The sequence below is a fragment of the Mycobacterium sp. NPDC050551 genome (assembly GCF_040674075.1).
Classification (GTDB): domain Bacteria; phylum Actinomycetota; class Actinomycetes; order Mycobacteriales; family Mycobacteriaceae; genus Mycobacterium.
In genome coordinates this window covers 15,464-32,552 of record NZ_JBFARC010000006.1, presented here as the reverse complement: position 1 = coordinate 32,552, position 17,089 = coordinate 15,464, and the positions used below count along the sequence as shown (strand labels likewise).

The 17,089-nt window shown below is 70.1% G+C and carries 20 protein-coding genes; 5 read left to right on the top strand and 15 right to left on the bottom strand.

Going from position 1 to position 17,089, the window contains the following annotated elements; all coding sequences use genetic code 11:
- Positions 1-22: 22 nt before the first annotated feature.
- Positions 23-1,213, top strand: a complete 1,191-nt coding sequence (locus AB0K11_RS22340) for a metallophosphoesterase (RefSeq protein ID WP_364982013.1) — start codon at positions 23-25, stop codon at positions 1,211-1,213.
- A gap of 181 nt (positions 1,214-1,394) precedes the next feature.
- Positions 1,395-2,639, top strand: a complete 1,245-nt coding sequence (locus AB0K11_RS22335; RefSeq protein ID WP_364982010.1) for a fatty acid desaturase — start codon at positions 1,395-1,397, stop codon at positions 2,637-2,639.
- Between the two features lie 35 nt (positions 2,640-2,674).
- Here the strand turns inward: AB0K11_RS22335 and AB0K11_RS22330 are convergent, their stop codons facing one another.
- Positions 2,675-2,830: a hypothetical protein gene (locus AB0K11_RS22330; protein ID WP_364982007.1), complete on the bottom strand. Its 156-nt coding sequence runs from the start codon at positions 2,828-2,830 to the stop codon at positions 2,675-2,677.
- A gap of 92 nt (positions 2,831-2,922) precedes the next feature.
- Here AB0K11_RS22330 and AB0K11_RS22325 point away from each other — a divergent pair, with 92 nt between their 5' ends.
- Positions 2,923-4,398, top strand: a complete 1,476-nt coding sequence (locus tag AB0K11_RS22325; RefSeq protein WP_364982004.1) for an amidase family protein — start codon at positions 2,923-2,925, stop codon at positions 4,396-4,398.
- Between the two features lie 7 nt (positions 4,399-4,405).
- Here AB0K11_RS22325 and AB0K11_RS22320 read toward each other — a convergent pair whose 3' ends face one another.
- Positions 4,406-5,161, bottom strand: a complete 756-nt coding sequence (locus tag AB0K11_RS22320; protein WP_364982001.1) for a methyltransferase domain-containing protein — start codon at positions 5,159-5,161, stop codon at positions 4,406-4,408.
- Positions 5,158-6,129, bottom strand: coding sequence for a methylenetetrahydrofolate reductase (locus AB0K11_RS22315; RefSeq protein WP_364983098.1), 972 nt, complete (start codon positions 6,127-6,129; stop codon positions 5,158-5,160). Before AB0K11_RS22315 ends, AB0K11_RS22320 begins: the two co-directional genes overlap by 4 nt.
- 161 nt (positions 6,130-6,290) lie before the next feature.
- Between AB0K11_RS22315 and AB0K11_RS22310 the strand changes: the two genes are divergently transcribed.
- A complete protein-coding gene (locus AB0K11_RS22310; protein WP_364981998.1) occupies positions 6,291-7,046 on the top strand; it encodes a GAF domain-containing protein in 756 nt (251 codons plus the stop codon).
- Positions 7,047-7,202: 156 nt separating this feature from the next.
- On the top strand, positions 7,203-7,538 hold the full coding sequence (locus AB0K11_RS22305; RefSeq protein ID WP_364981995.1) for a hypothetical protein: 336 nt from the start codon (positions 7,203-7,205) through the stop codon (positions 7,536-7,538).
- On the opposite strand, the gene AB0K11_RS22300 is transcribed toward AB0K11_RS22305, so the two are convergent.
- The 12 genes from AB0K11_RS22300 to AB0K11_RS22245 form a co-directional block, all read right to left on the bottom strand.
- Positions 7,477-8,640: a DUF6596 domain-containing protein gene (locus AB0K11_RS22300; RefSeq protein ID WP_364983095.1), complete on the bottom strand. Its 1,164-nt coding sequence runs from the start codon at positions 8,638-8,640 to the stop codon at positions 7,477-7,479. The genes AB0K11_RS22305 and AB0K11_RS22300 overlap by 62 nt on opposite strands.
- Before the next feature lie 11 nt (positions 8,641-8,651).
- On the bottom strand, positions 8,652-9,059 hold the full coding sequence (locus AB0K11_RS22295) for a YciI family protein (RefSeq protein ID WP_364981992.1): 408 nt from the start codon (positions 9,057-9,059) through the stop codon (positions 8,652-8,654).
- Positions 9,060-9,167: 108 nt separating this feature from the next.
- Complete coding sequence (locus AB0K11_RS22290; RefSeq protein WP_364981989.1) at positions 9,168-9,563, bottom strand: nuclear transport factor 2 family protein; 396 nt, start codon at positions 9,561-9,563, stop codon at positions 9,168-9,170.
- Complete coding sequence (locus tag AB0K11_RS22285) at positions 9,560-9,886, bottom strand: antibiotic biosynthesis monooxygenase (protein WP_364981986.1); 327 nt, start codon at positions 9,884-9,886, stop codon at positions 9,560-9,562. Before AB0K11_RS22285 ends, AB0K11_RS22290 begins: the two co-directional genes overlap by 4 nt.
- Positions 9,883-10,815, bottom strand: a complete 933-nt coding sequence (locus AB0K11_RS22280; RefSeq protein ID WP_364981983.1) for an NAD(P)-dependent oxidoreductase — start codon at positions 10,813-10,815, stop codon at positions 9,883-9,885. The genes AB0K11_RS22285 and AB0K11_RS22280 overlap by 4 nt, the downstream gene beginning before the upstream one ends.
- A gap of 1 nt (position 10,816) precedes the next feature.
- Positions 10,817-11,347, bottom strand: a complete 531-nt coding sequence (locus AB0K11_RS22275; RefSeq protein ID WP_364981980.1) for a nuclear transport factor 2 family protein — start codon at positions 11,345-11,347, stop codon at positions 10,817-10,819.
- 25 nt (positions 11,348-11,372) lie between these two features.
- Entirely contained in the window at positions 11,373-11,825 is a 453-nt protein-coding gene (locus AB0K11_RS22270; protein ID WP_364981977.1) for a VOC family protein, read from the bottom strand.
- A gap of 119 nt (positions 11,826-11,944) precedes the next feature.
- Positions 11,945-12,784, bottom strand: coding sequence for an enoyl-CoA hydratase/isomerase family protein (locus tag AB0K11_RS22265; RefSeq protein WP_364981974.1), 840 nt, complete (start codon positions 12,782-12,784; stop codon positions 11,945-11,947).
- A gap of 5 nt (positions 12,785-12,789) precedes the next feature.
- A complete protein-coding gene (locus AB0K11_RS22260) occupies positions 12,790-13,368 on the bottom strand; it encodes a TetR/AcrR family transcriptional regulator (protein ID WP_364981971.1) in 579 nt (192 codons plus the stop codon).
- A gap of 48 nt (positions 13,369-13,416) precedes the next feature.
- The gene (locus tag AB0K11_RS22255) at positions 13,417-14,763 is read right to left on the bottom strand and encodes a lipase family protein (protein ID WP_364981968.1); all 1,347 of its coding nucleotides are present in this window, start codon (positions 14,761-14,763) and stop codon (positions 13,417-13,419) included.
- Positions 14,764-14,806: 43 nt separating this feature from the next.
- On the bottom strand, positions 14,807-15,985 hold the full coding sequence (locus tag AB0K11_RS22250; protein ID WP_364981965.1) for an acyl-CoA desaturase: 1,179 nt from the start codon (positions 15,983-15,985) through the stop codon (positions 14,807-14,809).
- Positions 15,986-15,997: 12 nt separating this feature from the next.
- Positions 15,998-17,086: a ferredoxin reductase gene (locus tag AB0K11_RS22245; RefSeq protein WP_364981962.1), complete on the bottom strand. Its 1,089-nt coding sequence runs from the start codon at positions 17,084-17,086 to the stop codon at positions 15,998-16,000.
- Positions 17,087-17,089: the final 3 nt, after the last annotated feature.

Here is a 17,089-nt window from a genome sequence, read left to right as displayed (position 1 = left end):
CGACGTGGGTACCGTCGACGGAGTGACAGACACCCCGGCCGACGTGGTCGAGAACGACGATCCACCGCGCAGGCCCCGGCGTCGATGGCGGCGCCACGCGGTCGTGCTGGCCGTCCTGCTGCTGCTGTTCGGCGTGCCCTGGTGGACACTGCTGGCGGCCGGAGCGGCGTGGCCGGTGGTCGTCGTGGTGGCAGGCACGCTGCTGTTCGTCGCGGCCTGCGCCGGGCTGCCGTTGCTGATGATGCTCGGGCACGGACGCAGGCACCTCGACCGGGCGGCCGCCGCCGGGGACGCACTGCTCGGCGCCGCGTGGGTGCTGTTCGTCTGGTCGGTGCTCGGCCACCTGCTGGAGTTGGCGCTGGTGATCGCCGGTGTCGAGGATCCGGTGCGCTCGCGGGTGGTCGCCGCTGCGGTGGTGGCCGTGGTGGTGGCGCTGCTGGGGTGGGGTCATTTCGAGGCGATGCGGGTCCCCCGCGTACGCAGGGTCGACGTCGGGATCGCCGGGCTGGGCGCCGGACTGGACGGTCTGCGGGTCGCGATGATCACCGACACCCACTACGGGCCGATCGACCGGGCGCGCTGGTCGGCAGCGGTGGTGGAGCGGGTCAACGAGCTGGACGCCGACGTGGCGTGTCACGTCGGCGACATCGCCGACGGAACCGTGGCGGTGCGCGAGGCGCAGGCGAGCCCGCTGGCGTCGGTGCGGGCGGCGTCGGCGCGCGTCTACGTCACCGGCAATCACGAGTACTTCTCCGAGGCGCAGGGCTGGCTCGACTACATGGAGTCGATCGGCTGGGCGGCGCTGCACAACCGGCACGTCGTGGTGGAGCGCGGCGGTGACCGGCTCGTGGTCGCCGGGGTGGACGACGCTACCGCGGCGGGCTCGGGTGTGCACGGCCACGGCGCGAATCTGCAGGCCGCGCTCGAAGGCGCCGACCGGGCGCTGCCCGTCCTGCTGCTGGCGCACCAGCCCAAGCAGGTGCCACACGCGGTGCGGGCGGGCGTCGACCTGCAGATCTCGGGCCACACCCACGGCGGGCAGATCTGGCCGTTCAACTTCCTGGTCCGGCTGGACCAGCCGGTGGTGCAGGGGCTGAGCAGGCACGGCGAGCGCACGCAGCTCTACACCAGCCGTGGCACCGGCTTCTGGGGTCCACCGTTCCGGGTGTTCGCACCCAGCGAGATCACGCTGTTGACGCTGCGCAGGGCGTAACGGTTGAAAGGGTTTTCTCGCCCTCTGTCCGGGTATTCCCGTGGCAACAGGCGTGGGCGCCGCGACTCCCAGTCAGTCGCGCCCACTGTCCCGAATTCTCAGGCAGTGGGAATCGTTTGATCGTCGTCTTCATTCGTGGTCGGCCGTGTCACGGTCCGCTGCCTCACACCAAGGACACCTCATGGCCATCACCGACGTCGCGCAGTACGCGCACCTGACCGAATCCGACATGGCGGAGCTCGGAGCCGAGCTCGACGCGATCCGCCTCGAGGTCGAAGAGTCCCTCGGCGCCCGCGACGCCGCCTACATTCGCCGCACCATCGCCTTCCAGCGCACGTTGGAGATCGGTGGACGACTGCTCATCGCGGCGAGCCGCTCCAAGATTGGCTGGGCCACCGGGGTCGCTGCGCTGGCTTTCGCGAAAACCGTCGAGAACATGGAGATCGGGCACAACATCGGCCACGGCCAGTGGGACTGGATGAACGACCCTGAGATCCACTCCAACACGTGGGAATGGGACATGGCGGGCCCGTCGTCGCAGTGGCGCTACTCCCACAACTACATCCACCACGTCTTCACCAACGTTCTCGACGTGGACGAGGACCTGGGCTACGGCGTGATTCGGATGACCCGCGACCAGCCGTGGGAGCCCCGCCATCTGCTGCAGCCGCTGCGAAATGTCATTCTGGCTCTCGGGTTCGAGTGGGGCATCGCCCAGCACGACCTGCACGCCGCGCAGGACCGCGCCACGACGCAGTCCGAGAAGACCGCCCTTTCCCGGGCCGCGCGGCGGAAGCTCACCCGCCAGATGGTCAAGGACTACGTGATGTTCCCGGTGCTGGGCCGGTCACGATGGCGCCGCACACTCGGGGCGAACGTCGCCGCGAACATCGTCCGCAACCTGTGGGCCTACGTCGTGATCTTCTGCGGCCACTTTCCCGACGGTGCAGAGAAGTTCGCCGCCGCGGTGCTCGATGAAGAGACCAAACCGCAGTGGTACCTCCGCCAGATGCTGGGTTCCGCGAACTTCGATGCCGGCCCACTGCTGGCGTTCGCCAGCGGGAACCTCTGCTACCAGATCGAGCACCACCTCTTCCCGGATCTGCCCAGCAACCGCTACGCCGCGATCGCCAGACGCGTGCGGCCACTGTGCGAGCGATTCGGCCTGCCCTACACCACCGGGTCGCTGCTGCACCAGTATCTGCAGACGCTGCGCACCATCCACACGCTCGCACTCCCGGACAGGCCGGCGAGGGTGGGCCACGACGAGATGAAATCAGTTGAGCAGCAAGCGGTTCCGCGCCCCGAATCGCCGACCGACGCTTCGGCGGGTGCGGTCCGGCCTGCGCGTCACCGGCGACGTCGCGGATTCCGATCGCAGAGTGGGCTTTACGACTCCGGCGTTGCCCTCCCCGCGGCATCGTGACACGATTCGTGGCACACGGGGCGAGCGGGTAAGCGCTACTTCGAGTTCTTCCCGCCCGACTTCTTGCCGCCCTTCTTGGACGCGTCCGGTGTGTTCGCGATGGCGGCCGCGCGCGACTTGCTCATGCCCTTCTTGCGCAGACCCTCGTACTGCTTGTCGTTCTTGACGCTCGATCCGTGATCCTTCGCCATGAGCTTCCTCCTCGAGAACCGTGAGCGGTGAGTACCCGGTCCGGAGGGAGGTACTCGCCACGGGCGCGGACTCCGCGACATACGGTCTGTCGGTGGACTTCGACGAATACCGCTCCCATGACGCCACCTCGCTGGCGAAGCTCGTCGCCGACGGCGACGTGACCCCGGCGGAGCTGCTGCGCCTCGCGCGGGACCGGGCGGCCGCGGTGAATCCGCGGATCAACGCGATCGTGCGCGACGTCCCCGCCGACGCCCGGGCGGCGGACGAACTGAGCGGGCCGTTCGCCGGCGTGCCGTTCCTCATCAAGGACCTGGCGCAGGACTTTGCGGGCCTGCCCACCTCGGCGGGTTCCCGGGCGTGGATGTCGACGAACGCCACCGAGCACGCGACGGTGGTGCAGCGCTGGATCGACGCCGGCCTGGTCATCTTCGGCAAGACCAACACCCCGGAGTTCGGGGCGAAGGGGATCACCGAACCGGTCGCCTGGGGCCCGGCCCGTAATCCGTGGGACCTGCAGCGCACGCCCGGCGGTTCGTCGGGCGGGTCGGCCGCCGCGGTCGCCGCCGGAATCGTGCCCTGCGCGGGCGCGAACGACGGCGGCGGCTCGATCCGCATCCCGGCGGCATGCTGCGGCCTGGTCGGACTCAAACCGGGCCGCGGCCTCACGCCGTCGGGGCCGGCGACGAGCGAGTCGATGCACGGCGCCGCCGTGCAGGGCGTCGTGTCCCGCACCGTGCGCGACACGGCCGCGATGCTCGACGTGCTCGCCGGCGGCGAACCGGGCGGGCCGTTCGTTCCTGGCGTGCCCGACGCGTCGTTCGCGTCGTGCGTGGATGCCGAGCCCGGCGCCCTGCGCATCGGGGTGCGGGTGCCGTCGGCGATCAACCCGGCACCGCATCGGGAGGCCTTCGCCGCCGTCGAGGCGGCGGTCAAGAGCCTGACCGACCTCGGCCACCACGTCGAGGAGCTGCCGCAGGCGCCGTTCGACGACGCCGCACTTGCCCGCGACTTCCTGCTCACGTGGTTCGTCTACACCGCGTGGGAGCTCGACGACGCCAAGCGGCGGACAGGCGCCGGTGACGACAAGTTCGAGCGGGACACGCTGATCCTCGCCGCCCTCGGCCGGGCGACCAGCAGTGTGGACTACGTCGACGCCGTGCAGCGGCGCCACGACCACACCCGCCGGCTGACGACGTACTTCGAGTCCTACGACCTGCTGCTGACACCGTCCCTGGCGACGCCGCCGCCGAAGGTCGGTGAGTTCGACCTTCCGGTGGCGATACAGCGGGGGGCCGATGTGCTGATCAAGACGCGTACCGCGCGACTGCTGGGTCTCACCGGGATCGTCGACGACATGGTGGACAAGAACCTCGGCTGGGTGCCGTACACGCAGCTGGCGAATCTCACCGGCAGGCCCGCGATCACGCTGCCGCTGCACTGGACCGCCGACGGCCTGCCGCTCGGCGTGCAGTTCGTGGCGCCGCTCGCCGGTGAGTCGACGCTGATCCGGCTGGCCGCCCAACTCGAGCGGGCGATGCCGTGGGCCGACCGGCTCGCGCCGGTCTGACCGCCGGTCACGGGTGCCGCAGCACCAGCAGCTCGCCGGTCAGCGTCCCGTCCCCGAGTAGCCGCCCGATCGTCGCGCTCTGCCGCTCGGCCAGCTGCCAGGCCCGCTCGTGCCCGTGCCGCTCGGTGAGCGCATCGGTCACCGCATCGACGCGCTCGTCCCAGTCGCTCGGGATGGCGGGCAGGTCGGCGGTGCTGAGGCGGTGCTCGACATCGAGGGCGGCCTCGGCCAGCAGGTCATCGAGTGCGTCGTCCGTGGGGAAGTGATTGTCGGGGAGCTGATCGCTCGCGATGGCCCCGTGGGCGATGAAGACGAGCAGCCCGATCCGCCCGCCCGGCCGCACCACCCGCCGCAGGTCCTCGAGCAGCGCGCGCTGATCCGGAGTCGTGCAGAGCACACCGAGGGACCAGGCCGCGTCGGCGCTCGCGTCGGCGACGGGCATCGCCGACCCGAGCGCACGCAGCACCGGATGGTCGAAGAGCGTGCGCGCCGCGCGGCACGCCCCTGCTTCGGGTTCGACCAGCACGGGCTTCACCGAATGCGTCTGTGCCGCATAAGCCGCGGGGCCACCGACTCCCGCTCCGCAGTCCACCAGCAGGTGCCCCGGGGCCAGGCGCATGTGTTCGCCGAGCCAGTCCAGCGCCGCGGGACTCCCGCTGCCCCGGCAGCCCGCCGGAACGTGGTACTCCGCTCCCAGCTTCACCGCCACCTGGGCCGTCCACTCGGCGACCGTGTCGAACTCGGCCTCCATCGCCTCGCTCACGACAACTCCTCCCGGATTCGGCGGCCCACCTCGGCCTTGATCTCGGCGCCGACGTGGCCACCTGCGGCCGACGCCAGCCCCGAGACGTTGACGCCCTCGACGCCGTCGATGGCCAGCAGCGCCCTGGCCTCCGCGACGGCCGCGTCGATCCCGGCCGCCACCGGATCGGCCGCACCGAGCACCTCGGCGACGACGTCCTGATCCAGGTCGAGACCGGGCAGGCTCTGCAGCACGGACGCGGACATGCTGTCGGTGAACACCGCGACCGCGGCGACCACCGGGATGTGCAGGCCCGCTGACCGGGCCGACGCCATGAAGGCGGAGACATCGGCGGGGAACGGCACGTGGTTGAGCACCGCGATGCTGGCGCCCGCCCGCTGCTTCTGCACCAGCCGCAGCGGCCGCGCGGAGACGGGCGGTGCGGTCGGTGTCTCGGGTACCGCCGCGACGGCGCCCGCCGACGCGGCCAGCGCGACCAACCGCGGGCCGTCGAGATCGAAGGTCTGCGTGACCTCGGGCCGCACGTCGTAACCGCGGCCGTCACCGGTCACACACATCACGGTCGGGACGCCGATGGCGCACAGTCCGCGCAGCTCCTGTTCGAGCACCACGCGGTTGCGGTCCCGGCACGACAGGGTGATCCACGGCGTCACCCCAGCGTCGAGCAGCAGTCGGCCCATGAGTGTCGGCGGGAAATCGGGTTTGTTCTGGTGCTCGCCGACCAGCACGGCGTCACACGACGCCGCGAGGATCGCCGCCGTCGCAGCGATGTCGGCCTGGTCGAACGGGACGGCGCTGAAATCGGTGAGCACCCGCGGGGCCCGGGCCGGCCGGGCGACGGGCGGCACTCCGGACCACGGCACCACATCGTGGAACGCGCACGGCCCCGGCCGCATCTCGCACTGACCGTCGGGACGCACACCGCCGCATGGCCCGAACTCCATGCGCTTGGGACAGTCCGGTTCCATCGACGACCTCACCCCCCACCACTTCCGTCGTTCGCAGCCATGTACCCGGCCTGCCGCGCGGGCAAGCCTCGGACTCGGCGGGACGACGCGCGGCCGCAGGATTACGGGCCGCGCCGGAGGGTAAATACCGGCCATGGCTGCTGACGTCGCGCGAGGTCGCGATGGCTGAGCCGTGGGCCAGTGATGACGACGCGGACGGCGCCTGGCGCGATGAACCCGCGTCGTTGTTCGCCTCCACGGCGCCGTTCTGCGACAGCGCGGTGGGGTGGTCGAGAGTCGACGGTGCCAGCCTCGCGCTGCTCTCCCAGGCACCGAACAGCCGTGAGCTGGTGTTCGCGACCGACGCACTCGCCCAGCGCATCGACGAACTCCAGTTCGCACTCGGTGAGGGTCCGTGCCTGGAGTGCTACGGGACCGGCCTGCCGAAGTGCGTCACCGACCTCGCACATGAGGAGCGCTGGACGGTGTTCTGCCGCGAGGCGGTCGCGCTCGGTGTCGGCGCCGCCTTCAACTTCCCGGTGCGGCTGGGCGATCAGCCGGTGGGTGTGCTGGAGCTCTACCGGCGCGACGCCGGCCCGATGACCGTCGACGAGTACGACGCGGCGCTCGGATGCGCGGCGGCCATCGGTGCGGTGATCGGCTCGACGTACACCCGGTGGTCACATCGGGTGGCCGACGACGAGGATCTCAACGGAGCCACGTTGACCGCGCTGACGGAGTCCGACCCCTTCACCAGGTCACAGGTGCACATCGCGGCGGGCGTCATCGCCGAACGCCTGGGGGTGTCGGTGGGCGAGGCTCTGGTGCGGATGCGGGCGTACGCGTTCGCCCGCGATCGGCGCATCACCGAGGTGGCCGACGACGTTGTGCGACATCGTGTCTCGTGGAGAGAGTGGCAGGACGAGCCGTCGGCGTGAGGCCTGAGCCGGTGCGACGGCGGTCTGTCACCGACACCCATCGGTTAACGCTTCGCGGTCGATTGGGTCACGAAGCGGCGCAGGGTCTTCCGCCGCAGACCGAACCGATGTTTGATCGGCCGGGCGGCCCGCGCAGGGGCGGCGGGAGGTGGCGCCATGCAGGCGGTGGGACCGGCACTGGGGTGGCTGCTGCTGGCGCTCGCCGTGCTCGCCACCGCGCGCACGCTGGTCGCCGCGGTGGCCGCCAGGCGGAACAGACGCCGCACCCGCGGTGTCTTCGTGGTCGGATTCCTGTGCGGAGCGGCGACCACTGCGCTGCTCGCACGCAGTGGCTCCAGTCGGCAGGTGCTCGGCGCCGTCACCCGGCACGTCGTCGCGGCGCGGCGCACCGGTGTCCTTCGCAGCGCCGACCGTGTCGCGGGCCGGGTGCTCACCGCGCTGGGCGATCCCCGGCAGCGATGCGCTGGCGCAGCGCGGCGGCGCAGAGCGTGAGGTGGTTCCGCTCGGCGATGTTCTGCGCCCGGTCGGCGGCCATCACGTAGAGCTCGGCCGCGGTGGCGAGGTTGCCCGCCTTCTCGGTCAGGTAGGCGGTCGCCGCGGTGTGCCGCGGCAGGCCCGGGTCCAGCTCGGCGAGCGCGGCGAGACCCGCCTGCGGTCCGTCCGCCTCGCCCACGGCGACCGCGCGATTGAGCCGCACCACCGGGGTGTCGGTGAGCGCGACGAGCTCGTCGTACCACTCGACGATCTGCGGCCAGTCGGTCTCACCGGTGGTGGGTGCGTCGGCGTGCAGCGCCGCGATCGCGGCCTGGGCCTGATACTCCCCCAGCCGGTCACGGGCCAGCGCCGCCTGCAGCACGGCCACGCCCTCGGCGATGAGGTCGCGCCGCCACAGGCCGCGGTCCTGGTCGGCGAGCGGCACCAGGCTGCCGTCGGCCCGGGTCCGCGCCGAGCGTCGTGCATGGTGGAGCAGGAAGAGCGCGAGCAGCCCGGCGACCTCGGGGTCGTCGGTGGAACCGGCCAACTGCCGGGCCAGCCGGATCGCCTCCGCCGCGAGGTCCACGTCGCCGCCGTAGCCCTCGTTGAACACCAGATAGAGCACCCGCAGCACGGTGCGCAGGTCGCCGGGGCGGTCGAGCCGGACGTCGGCGACGGTGCGCTTGGCGCGGCTGATGCGCTGAGCCATCGTCGCTTCCGGGACGAGGTAGGCCTCGGCGATCTGGCGGGTGGTCAGCCCGCCGACGGCGCGCAGTGTGAGTGCGACGGCGGATGCGGCGCTCAGGCTGGGATGTGCGCACAGGAAGTAGAGCGCCAGCGTGTCGTCGGCGGCTTCGGCCGGCCCGGGTGGCGGCTCCTCGGACACCCGGGTCTCCCGGTCGCGCCGGGCGACGTCGGACCGGGCCAGGTCGAGGAAGCGGCGCCACGCGGTGGTGATCAGCCAGCCCTTGGGGTCGTCGGGCGGCCGGTCCGCCCACGTCTCGATGCCGTTGATCAGGGCTTCCTGCACGGCATCCTCGGCGGTCGCGAAGTCCGCGCCGCGGTGCACGAGGACGGCCAGGACCTGGGGGATCAGGTCCCGCAGCCGCGCCTCGTCCACCGTGCGCACGACTACTCGGTGACGGTCGCCGGAGAGCCCATGAACGGCCGCACCTCGAGCCACTCGTGGATCGGTCGGCCTCCCGCACCGGGCGCCGCGGACAGCTCGCCGGCCAACTCGACGGCGCGCTCGTAGGAGTCGACGTCGATGATCATGAAGCCGGCGATCAGGTCCTTCGTCTCGGCGAACGGCCCGTCGGTCACGGGCGGCTTGCCCTCGCCGTCGGAGCGGACCCAGGCGCCGTCGGCCGCCAGGGCCTGGCTGTCGACGTATTCGCCGCTGTCTTTGAGCCGGTCGGCGAAGTCCTGCATGTACTGCATGTGTGCGTCGATCTCGGCGGGCGTCCACTGGTCCATCGGCACGTCGTTCACCGACGCGGGTGCACCCCGGTAATGCTTCAGGAACAGGTACTTGGCCATGTGTTTCTCCCTTCGACGTGGCGACCCTAGTCGGTCGCTCACCCCTGGGACGGAGCCGTCGGCCCGTTCTCGACATCGCGGCCGGAGAATTCGGCGATCACCCGCGGGCTACGTCGCGAGCAGGGCCGTCACGGCCGACGGGTCCTTGTAGTAGACGTCGAGCGCGATGATCAGTCCGTCCGAGACCGTGTAGAGCTCCACTAGGTTCATCTCGGTGGATCGCCCGGTCAGGCGCGCCGTGAACCGCAGCCGGAACCGGGACACGACGGTGTCGTCGTCCAGCGGCGCACGGTTGATCGGTCCCGGGGTCAGTTCCAGGTTCTCGGTCATCGCCGTCAGCAGGTCCACGAAACCCTGCGGGCCGTGATAGTCCCCGCTGTAGGGCAGGCCGCCTGCCTCGTGCACCACGAGATCCTCGTGCAACAGCGCGCAGGCCTCGTCCAGATTGTTCTCGTTCAGTGCGGTGCCGAACCGGCTGACGACAGCCAGGCTGGTTCCCGTCACGTCAGTTCCTCGAACTGCGTGGCGACGGGTTCGGTACCGGGACTGACGTACTGCTCGATCCGTGGCATGCCCTCGACGAGGCGCAACATCTCCGGTATCGAGTCCGTCACCCACTCGGCCGCACCGTGCGCGGCGACGGCCGCCTGATCCCGGTACACCTCGACGGCCACATAGGTGTCGGGCTCGTCGACGCTCTTGGCGAAGCCGTAGTACGCGACGCCCGGCTCGCGGTCGTTGGAGTCGGCGGCGACGACGGTCATCAGGTTCTCGAATGCGGCGGCGTTCTCGGGCGGCACCCGCAGGTGCACGATGAACGTGATCACCGGGTGGGCGCCGGTTCGCCGATGACGTGATGGGAGGTGTTGAGCCGGTTCTGCGCCGCGTCGATCGTGCGTCGGACACCGTCGCGCACCGAGACCTTGTTGTGCCCGAGCAGTTCGACCATCTTCGTCGTGTCGGCCCAGATCGGCCACGCCTTGCTGTTCTCCGTGAAGATGGGCTCCCTGCCGAGGATTTCCCCGGCCATCCGGCAGTACTCCTGCGTCGTCACCGGTTCGGTGCCACCGACGTTGACGACGTTCGCACCGATCTCGGCGATTCCGGCCGCGGCGATGGTCTTCTCGACGTAGTCGTCCTCGTACAGCGGGGTGTGCACGTTACGCACGCCGGGATAGACGCTCACCGGCTGTCCGCGCATGATCTGGTCGATCCGCTGGGTGACACCGCCACCACGCGGACCGTAGAACGAGAAGATGCGGACGATGGTCACGGGCAGTTGGTAATCCGTGCTCAGATGCCTCACCAGGAATTCGGCCGCGATCTTGCTCGCGGCGTAGTTCTCCGCCGACGCGTGCAGGCCGTAGGCGTCGTCCTCCCGCAGCGGACGCTCGCCCTGATAGGCGTACAGCGATCCGGTGCTGCCGTGGACGAAGGCCTCACAGTCGCGGTAGCGCCGGGCCAGGCGTCCGGTGGCGCCCGCGTTGACCTCGTAGGCGTCCGGGTGGGTCGGCGGCAGCACCGCGTAGTTGATCACGACGTCGACCGCCTCGGGCAGCGCCGAAAGGTCGGGATTCGCGAGGTCGAACGGGATCGGGTGGGCGCCCGCCTGCTCGAGGCGCCGACTCTGCTCCGGATCGGAGAACCGGGAGACCGCATACACCTCGTTGTGCTTTGCGAGCTCGACGGCGACGGGGAAGGCCACCACCCCACTGGCTCCGGTGACGAGGACCCTGCGTCCCGAAATCTTGTTCATGTCAGCCTTCTTCGTTCGTCGGAGAACTCCGTGCGATGCGCGAGGTGCGGCGCGCCAGCCTCGCTGCGGCGACGCGTAGCCGGGTGGCGAGTGCGGCGGGCAGTGGTGAGATCGCGACGTCCTCGCGTAGCCGGGTGAGGCGCAAAGAGGTGATGCGCCAACGGTTGTCGCACTTCTCGTAGGTCTCGTGGTAGTGGCCGTAGCCGTGCAGGGTCATCATCGGGATGAGGCGCACGACGTCGTTGAGCGCCCACACACCGTGGGCGGTCGTCGCCGACGTCATCGTGATCTCCGGGGCGTGCACATGGTGCACGGTCGGCTGCGACGGCTTCCCGATGGTTCTGCGGGTGTAGGCGACGAACTCGTCGGCGCCGACGGTCTGCCTGCCTCCCGTTCCCGCGATCTCGCTGGTGAACTCGTCACCCAGCAGGTCTCGCCACGCGACCCAGTCCTTGGCGTCGAGGTATCGGCAGTACCGGGCCTTCAGCAGCTTGATCGCCTCGATGTCCGTCAGTGCCGCGGCATCGTCCACCGTGACCACCGATCCGGACGTCGACTCACTGCGCTCCGCCGCTCGCCGCCACCGTCGCGGCGCTGTCGGCGTCGTAGCCGCCCATGAACTCCATCGGCACGCCGCCCATGGTGCAGAAGAACAGGTCGACGCCGGGCACGTCGCCGAAGAGGACCGTGACGTCGTCGGTCATCGTGCGGGCCCTGTCCTGCACGTTGCGGTAGTCGTCGGTCAGGAAGGACAGTGCGGCGAGCCCCTCCGGCGCCACCTCGCGGAGGTGCGCAGGGACGTCGAGAACCTCGATCAGGCCGGCGTCACCGCTGCCGACCATCGTCACCTCGGCGCCGTCGGAGGGTGGCCAGCCCAACGTGGCCTGCAATACCTCGCCGGGAACGTGGAACGCGCCCTGAACCTCCATCCCGACGACGTCGGTCAGGAAGCGGATGAAGGTTTCGGCGGCATGGCTGCGCATGACGACGTGGTGGAGCTGATTCGGCAAGGCGAACCTCCCGTGCGAGGAGAGCCGGTCAGAGCGACGAGGCCCTCGCCATGCTAAGCGCTCGCTTAGCGCCGTGGTGGGCGTTTCGGTGCATCGACGCGGTGTGCCCCGGTGACGGGTCAGCGTCCGAGCATTGCGCCGACGCTGCCCGCGAATGCCGCGGTGGAGAAGCAGTTCGGCTCGGCGAACTCCTCGAACGTCAAGGACTGGTGCCAGCTCGCGTCGGCGGCTCCGCGCAGCAGTGACTTGCTCATCGCCACCGTGTGGGCAGGCAGCTCGGCGACGCGCGAGCACCAGTCGTCGGCCGCCTGCAGCAGCCGGTCGTGCTCGACCACCTCCTGCACCAGCCCGAGTTCGAGGGCGGTTCGCGCGTCGAGGTGTTCGCCGCGCAGGAAGAAGGCCAGCGCACCCTGGTAGCCGAGCCTGCGGGTGAGCGCCCAGCTGGTGCCCACCTCCGGGATGAGTCCCAGCCGCCCGAAGGCCGGCACCAGCACCGCCCGCTCGCTGGCGATGACGACGTCGCACGTCAGGGCCCAGGCCAGTCCGACGCCCGCGGCCGGCCCGTTGAGCGCCGCGACGAAGATGGTGTCCGACCCGGCGATGGTCCTTGCGACGCCGCCGAATTCGCGCCGGATCCACCGCCAGATGTCGGTGACGCCCTCGTCGGCGTCGAGATGGTCGATTGCGGTGCGCATCATCTCCAGGTCGCCACCGGCACTGAAGCCGGGGTCGGCGCCGGTCAGCACGACGGTGCGGACGTCGACGTCGTCGGCCAGCTGTACCAGTGCGCGCCGCAGCTGGCGGACCAGCGGCGCCGACAGCACATTGAGGCGGTCCGGTTCGTCGAGGGTGATCACCGCGCGATCGCCGCGCCTCTCGACGTGCACCCGCTCCGGGGCCGACGGGTCGTCGCCCTCGGCGAGGATCTTGCGGTACAGCGAAACACGGTCATCGGCCACGGGTCTCACTCCTCGGGGTGTTGTCTCAGGGCCGCCCACGCGGCGGCGGCGAACGTGTCGACGGTGCGGCCGGAGATCTTCGCGGCGGTGCCTGCCAGCCAGTACCTGCTGTACTCCTGTGCGGGGCCGAGCCACAGGGCCGACGTGATCCCGGGTTGCATCGGGCCCAGCACTCCGTAGGCGTGGTGGGGCCGCCACCAGTCGCCGACGGCGGCGAAGAATCTGCGGTTGGCGTCCTGCAACTCGGGGCTGTCGAGCCGATCCCCCAGCAGCAGTACGGCTTCCGAGCGGTGCGCGACGACCCAGCGCAGGTGGTGGGCCACTCCCGCCCGGATGCCGCCCTCCGCGGTGGGCTGCTTGACGAGCGCCTCGAGGAATCCCTCCTGGTACTCGCCGATCAGCTGGGCGAACACCGCCGCCGCCAGGGCCTGCTTGTCCGGGAAGTGGTGGTACAGAGCGCCGACACTGACCGCGGCCTCGCGCCGCACCTCGTCGAGGGTCGGCGACAATGGTCCATCGGCGGCGAAGCGGCGACGGGCGGTGGTCAGCAGCCGGTTCCGGGCGTCACCACTCGGCCTCGGCACGAGGATCACTCTACTGTTACCGAGTAATCCTCTGTCAAGGGTGCCGTGTCAGCGGTCGGTCTCGGAGATGGAGCGACGCTCGACGCCACGCCCGGTGATCACCTTGGCGCTCACCACGGCGAGTCTGCCCAGTCCGCGGTAGGTCGACGGGTTGAACACCGTGGGCCACGTCGTGCGCAGGCGGTGGTCGTCGACCGGCCTGCCCTCGAAGCGGTCGCGCAGCCACCGCAACGCCATCGGCGCAGACAACGGGTGCAGCAGGATGTGCTCGCAGAACTTGTCCCGGTGATAGGTGACGTTCGTGCCCCCGGCGGCGTACGTGGCTGCCAGCCGGTCGATGTCGTCGACCGAGATGATGCGGTCGTGCACCGCCTGCACGATCAGCACCGGCATGGTCGGGGCGGCGATGCCGAGTCTGATGTTGTCGAAGACGTGCTGGACCTCGGGCAACTGCAGGATCTCCTCGAGCGGGTGGTCCAGCATGCCGGCCATGTCCTGCTTCCTCAGCCGCATCACCGCCTGCGCGGTCGTCATCTTCGTGAGTTTCTCGAACAGCGCCTTGCCCTCGGCGCTGGCGTGTTCGTCCATGACCCGCTTCAGGTCGGGATAGCTGTGCATCAGGGCGGCCACCACCATGGTCGGCAGGCCGGAGAAGAACTTGCCGTTGAGGCGGTGATACGTGCTGCCCAGATCACCGACGGGCGAACCGAGTACGGCGCCGGCGATGTTGAGTTCCGGTGCGTAGCCGTCGTACATCTCGGCGGCCCAGGCAGCCGCGAGCCCGCCCCCGGAGTATCCCCACAGGCCGATCGGCGCGGACGCCGAGAGGTCGAGGGGTGCGAAGTTGAGTGCCGCACGAAGGCCGTCGAGCACGCAGTACCCGGGTTCGAAGGGAGCGCCGAAGACACCGTGGGGCCCGCCGTGGTCGGGTACCGAGACGGCCCAGCCCTCGGCGAGTGCGGCGACGATCAGCAGCAGCTCGAACTGCGCGAGCGAGCCGGCCGCCTTCGCGCGCCGCCGTAGTGCGTACGACGGGAAGCAGCGGCCCGTCACGGCGTCGATGGCGCACTGGTAGGACAGGATCGGGCAGGCCGTGCCGGGTGTCCGCTCCGACGGCGTCAGCACGGTGGTGACGGTGGTGGATGCGCCGTCGTTCAGGTCGGTGGTCCGGTACAGCAACTGGGTGGCCGTGAAGCGCTGCGGGATCAATCCCAGGAAGGCCAGCTGCACGTCGCGCGAGCGCAGCACGGTGCCCGGTGCGGTGCGCTCGAATCCCGGCGGCGGCTGGTAGAACGGGTCGTCACCCGGCAGCACCGGGCGGGCGCCTGCACGCAGCTCCTCGTGCGGCGCCGACCACCCGGCCCCTTCGCCGGAGACCTCGCTCAGCGGGTCCATCGTCATAGGATATCCGTCCTGTGAAGTCCCTCGTTTGCCACGATCACGCCGCCGTGCCGGCGGTCCGGGTCGGAGTCACCCGCCCGAACACCGCCCGCGTCACGTTCGCCGGGCTGACGGCCGTCGTCGCCTTGCGCGCGAAGTCGTTCGGCAGCGAGAGCCGGAACACCTTCTTCCACGCCGAGGCGACCTGCTTGGGCAGCGGACCGCTGACGTAGTCGAGTCCGTAGCGCTCGAACAGCTCGGTGACCTTCGGAGCGATCTCCTGGTACCGGTTGCTCGGCAGATCGGGGAACAGGTGGTGCTCGATCTGGAACGACAGGTTCCCGGTCATGAAATGCATTGCCGGGCTTCCGGATATGTTGGCCGAGCCGAGCATCTGGCGCAGATACCACTCACCGCGGGTCTCACCCTCGATGGACGTCTTCTCGTAGGTCTGCACGCCCTCGGGGAAGTGGCCGCACATGATCACCGAGTGGGTCCACAGATTGCGGACGAGGTTGGCGGTCAGGTTGGCCGTCAGCGTGGTGACCGCCGAGGGACCGGACAGCAGCGGGTGCAGCACATAGTCCTTGCGCATCTGCTTGCCGATCTTGAACAGGACGTCCCTGGCCTGGCGGCGGAACACGTCCTTGTCGGTCTTGCCTTTCAGGTACCTGCCGATCTGCAGGTCGTACCCGGCGATGCCGTACTGGAAGATGCAGGCGTTGACGAAGTTCGTCAGCGGCTGGGCGAGGTAGAAGGGCTTCCAGCGCTGGTCTTCGTCGACCCGCATGATGCCGTAGCCCAGGTCCTGATCCTTGCCGAGGACGTTGGTGTAAGTGTGGTGCAGCTCGTTGTGTGAGTGCTTCCACATCTCCGAAGGCGACGCGCTGTCCCATTCCCAGGTCGTCGAGTGAATCTTGCTGTCGCGCATCCAGTCCCACTGGCCGTGCATCACGTTGTGACCGATCTCCATGTTCTCGACGATCTTGGAGACGGCCAGGCCGGCGGTTCCCGCCACCCAGAACGGGGGGAACAGCGAGAACAGCAGCAGTGCGCGGCTGGTCAATTCGAGCTTGCGCTGCGCGTCGATGACCGTGCGGATGTAGGCGGCGTCGCGCTCCCCGCGGCCGGCGATCACCTGGGCGCGGATGGCATCCAGTTCGGCGCCGAGAGTCTCGATGTCCTCCGCGCTCAGGTGCGCGATCGGATTGTCGTGCTTGCGTTGCAGGGCGGTCATGTCGGTGCTCCCTCAGAGGTCGATGTCGCAGGCGCCCGCGGCGGCGGACACACAGGTCTGGATGGCCACGCCGTCGCCCGGCGCCGCCGTTGTCACGTCGCCGCTGCGCAGGTCGCGCACGGCACCGCGGCGCAGCGGGACGACGCAGCCGAAGCACACGCCCATCCGGCAGCCGGAGGGCATCAGCACACCGGCGGCCTCACCGGCGTCGAGCAGGCTCTGTGCGCCGTCGGCGTGAACGGTGGTGTCGGACTTCGCGAACGTCACGGTGCCGCCGTCACCGGCGGCGATCACGGCGGTCTGGAACCGCTCGATGTGCAGGCGGTCTGCGATCCCGTCGGCGTCCCAGCGCGCCTGCAGCGCGTCGAGCATCCCGGCGGGGCCGCACGCCCAGGTCTGCCGGTCGGCGAAGTCGCCGACCAGGCGGGCGATGTCGGCGACGTCGAGCCTGCCGTCGAGATCGGTGTGCCGCTCGAGGAGCGAGATCCGGCCCCGGCTCGCCATCATCCGGAGCTCACCTCCGAAGACGGCATCCTCGGCGGTCCGTGCGGAATGCACCACCACCACGTCGGACCCGTCGGGAAGGTTGCGCAGCATGCCCATCACCGGGGTGATGCCGCTGCCCGCGGTGACGAACAGGATTCGCGCCGGCGGCCGTACGCCGAGAGTGAAGTCGCCGGCCGCCTGCTCGAGCTGCACGACGGTGCCCACGGTGGCGCGCCGGACCAGGTGGTTGCTGACGACGCCGCCGGGCGTCGACTTGACGGTGATGGCGATGTGGCCGTCGGGACGGCCGGCGACCGACGTCAGTGAGTAGGCCCGCCACTGCCGGACGCCGTCGACGTCGACACCGATCCGGACGTACTGGCCCGGTACATGACCGCGCCACGCGCGGCCCGGCTTGATGATCAGGCTGACCGCGTCCCGCGTCTCGGGGTGCACCGCGACGATGCGCCCGCGCAGGTCGGTCGGGGATCGAAGCGGGTCGATGACGTCGAGGTAGTCGGTGGGGACGAGCGGCGTGGTCACCCGCTCGGCGAGCCGCAGGATCCGGTCACGCATCGCGCCGACCGCGGTGGGTCGGGGTGCCGTGGTTGTCATGTC

What these genes read in the sequence shown, in the direction of transcription:
- AB0K11_RS22335 (WP_364982010.1), top strand. Translation starts at nt 1,395, where the DNA reads ATGGCCATCACCGACGTCGCGCAGTACGCGCACCTGACCGAATCCGAC.
- AB0K11_RS22330 (WP_364982007.1), bottom strand. Translation starts at nt 2,830, where the DNA reads ATGGCGAAGGATCACGGATCGAGCGTCAAGAACGACAAGCAGTACGAG.
- AB0K11_RS22315 (WP_364983098.1), bottom strand. Translation starts at nt 6,129, where the DNA reads ATGGAACCGGACTGTCCCAAGCGCATGGAGTTCGGGCCATGCGGCGGT.
- AB0K11_RS22310 (WP_364981998.1), top strand. Translation starts at nt 6,291, where the DNA reads ATGGCTGAGCCGTGGGCCAGTGATGACGACGCGGACGGCGCCTGGCGC.
- AB0K11_RS22305 (WP_364981995.1), top strand. Translation starts at nt 7,203, where the DNA reads ATGCAGGCGGTGGGACCGGCACTGGGGTGGCTGCTGCTGGCGCTCGCC.
- AB0K11_RS22295 (WP_364981992.1), bottom strand. Translation starts at nt 9,059, where the DNA reads ATGGCCAAGTACCTGTTCCTGAAGCATTACCGGGGTGCACCCGCGTCG.
- AB0K11_RS22280 (WP_364981983.1), bottom strand. Translation starts at nt 10,815, where the DNA reads ATGAACAAGATTTCGGGACGCAGGGTCCTCGTCACCGGAGCCAGTGGG.
- AB0K11_RS22255 (WP_364981968.1), bottom strand. Translation starts at nt 14,763, where the DNA reads ATGGACCCGCTGAGCGAGGTCTCCGGCGAAGGGGCCGGGTGGTCGGCG.
- AB0K11_RS22250 (WP_364981965.1), bottom strand. Translation starts at nt 15,985, where the DNA reads ATGACCGCCCTGCAACGCAAGCACGACAATCCGATCGCGCACCTGAGC.
- AB0K11_RS22245 (WP_364981962.1), bottom strand. Translation starts at nt 17,086, where the DNA reads ATGACAACCACGGCACCCCGACCCACCGCGGTCGGCGCGATGCGTGAC.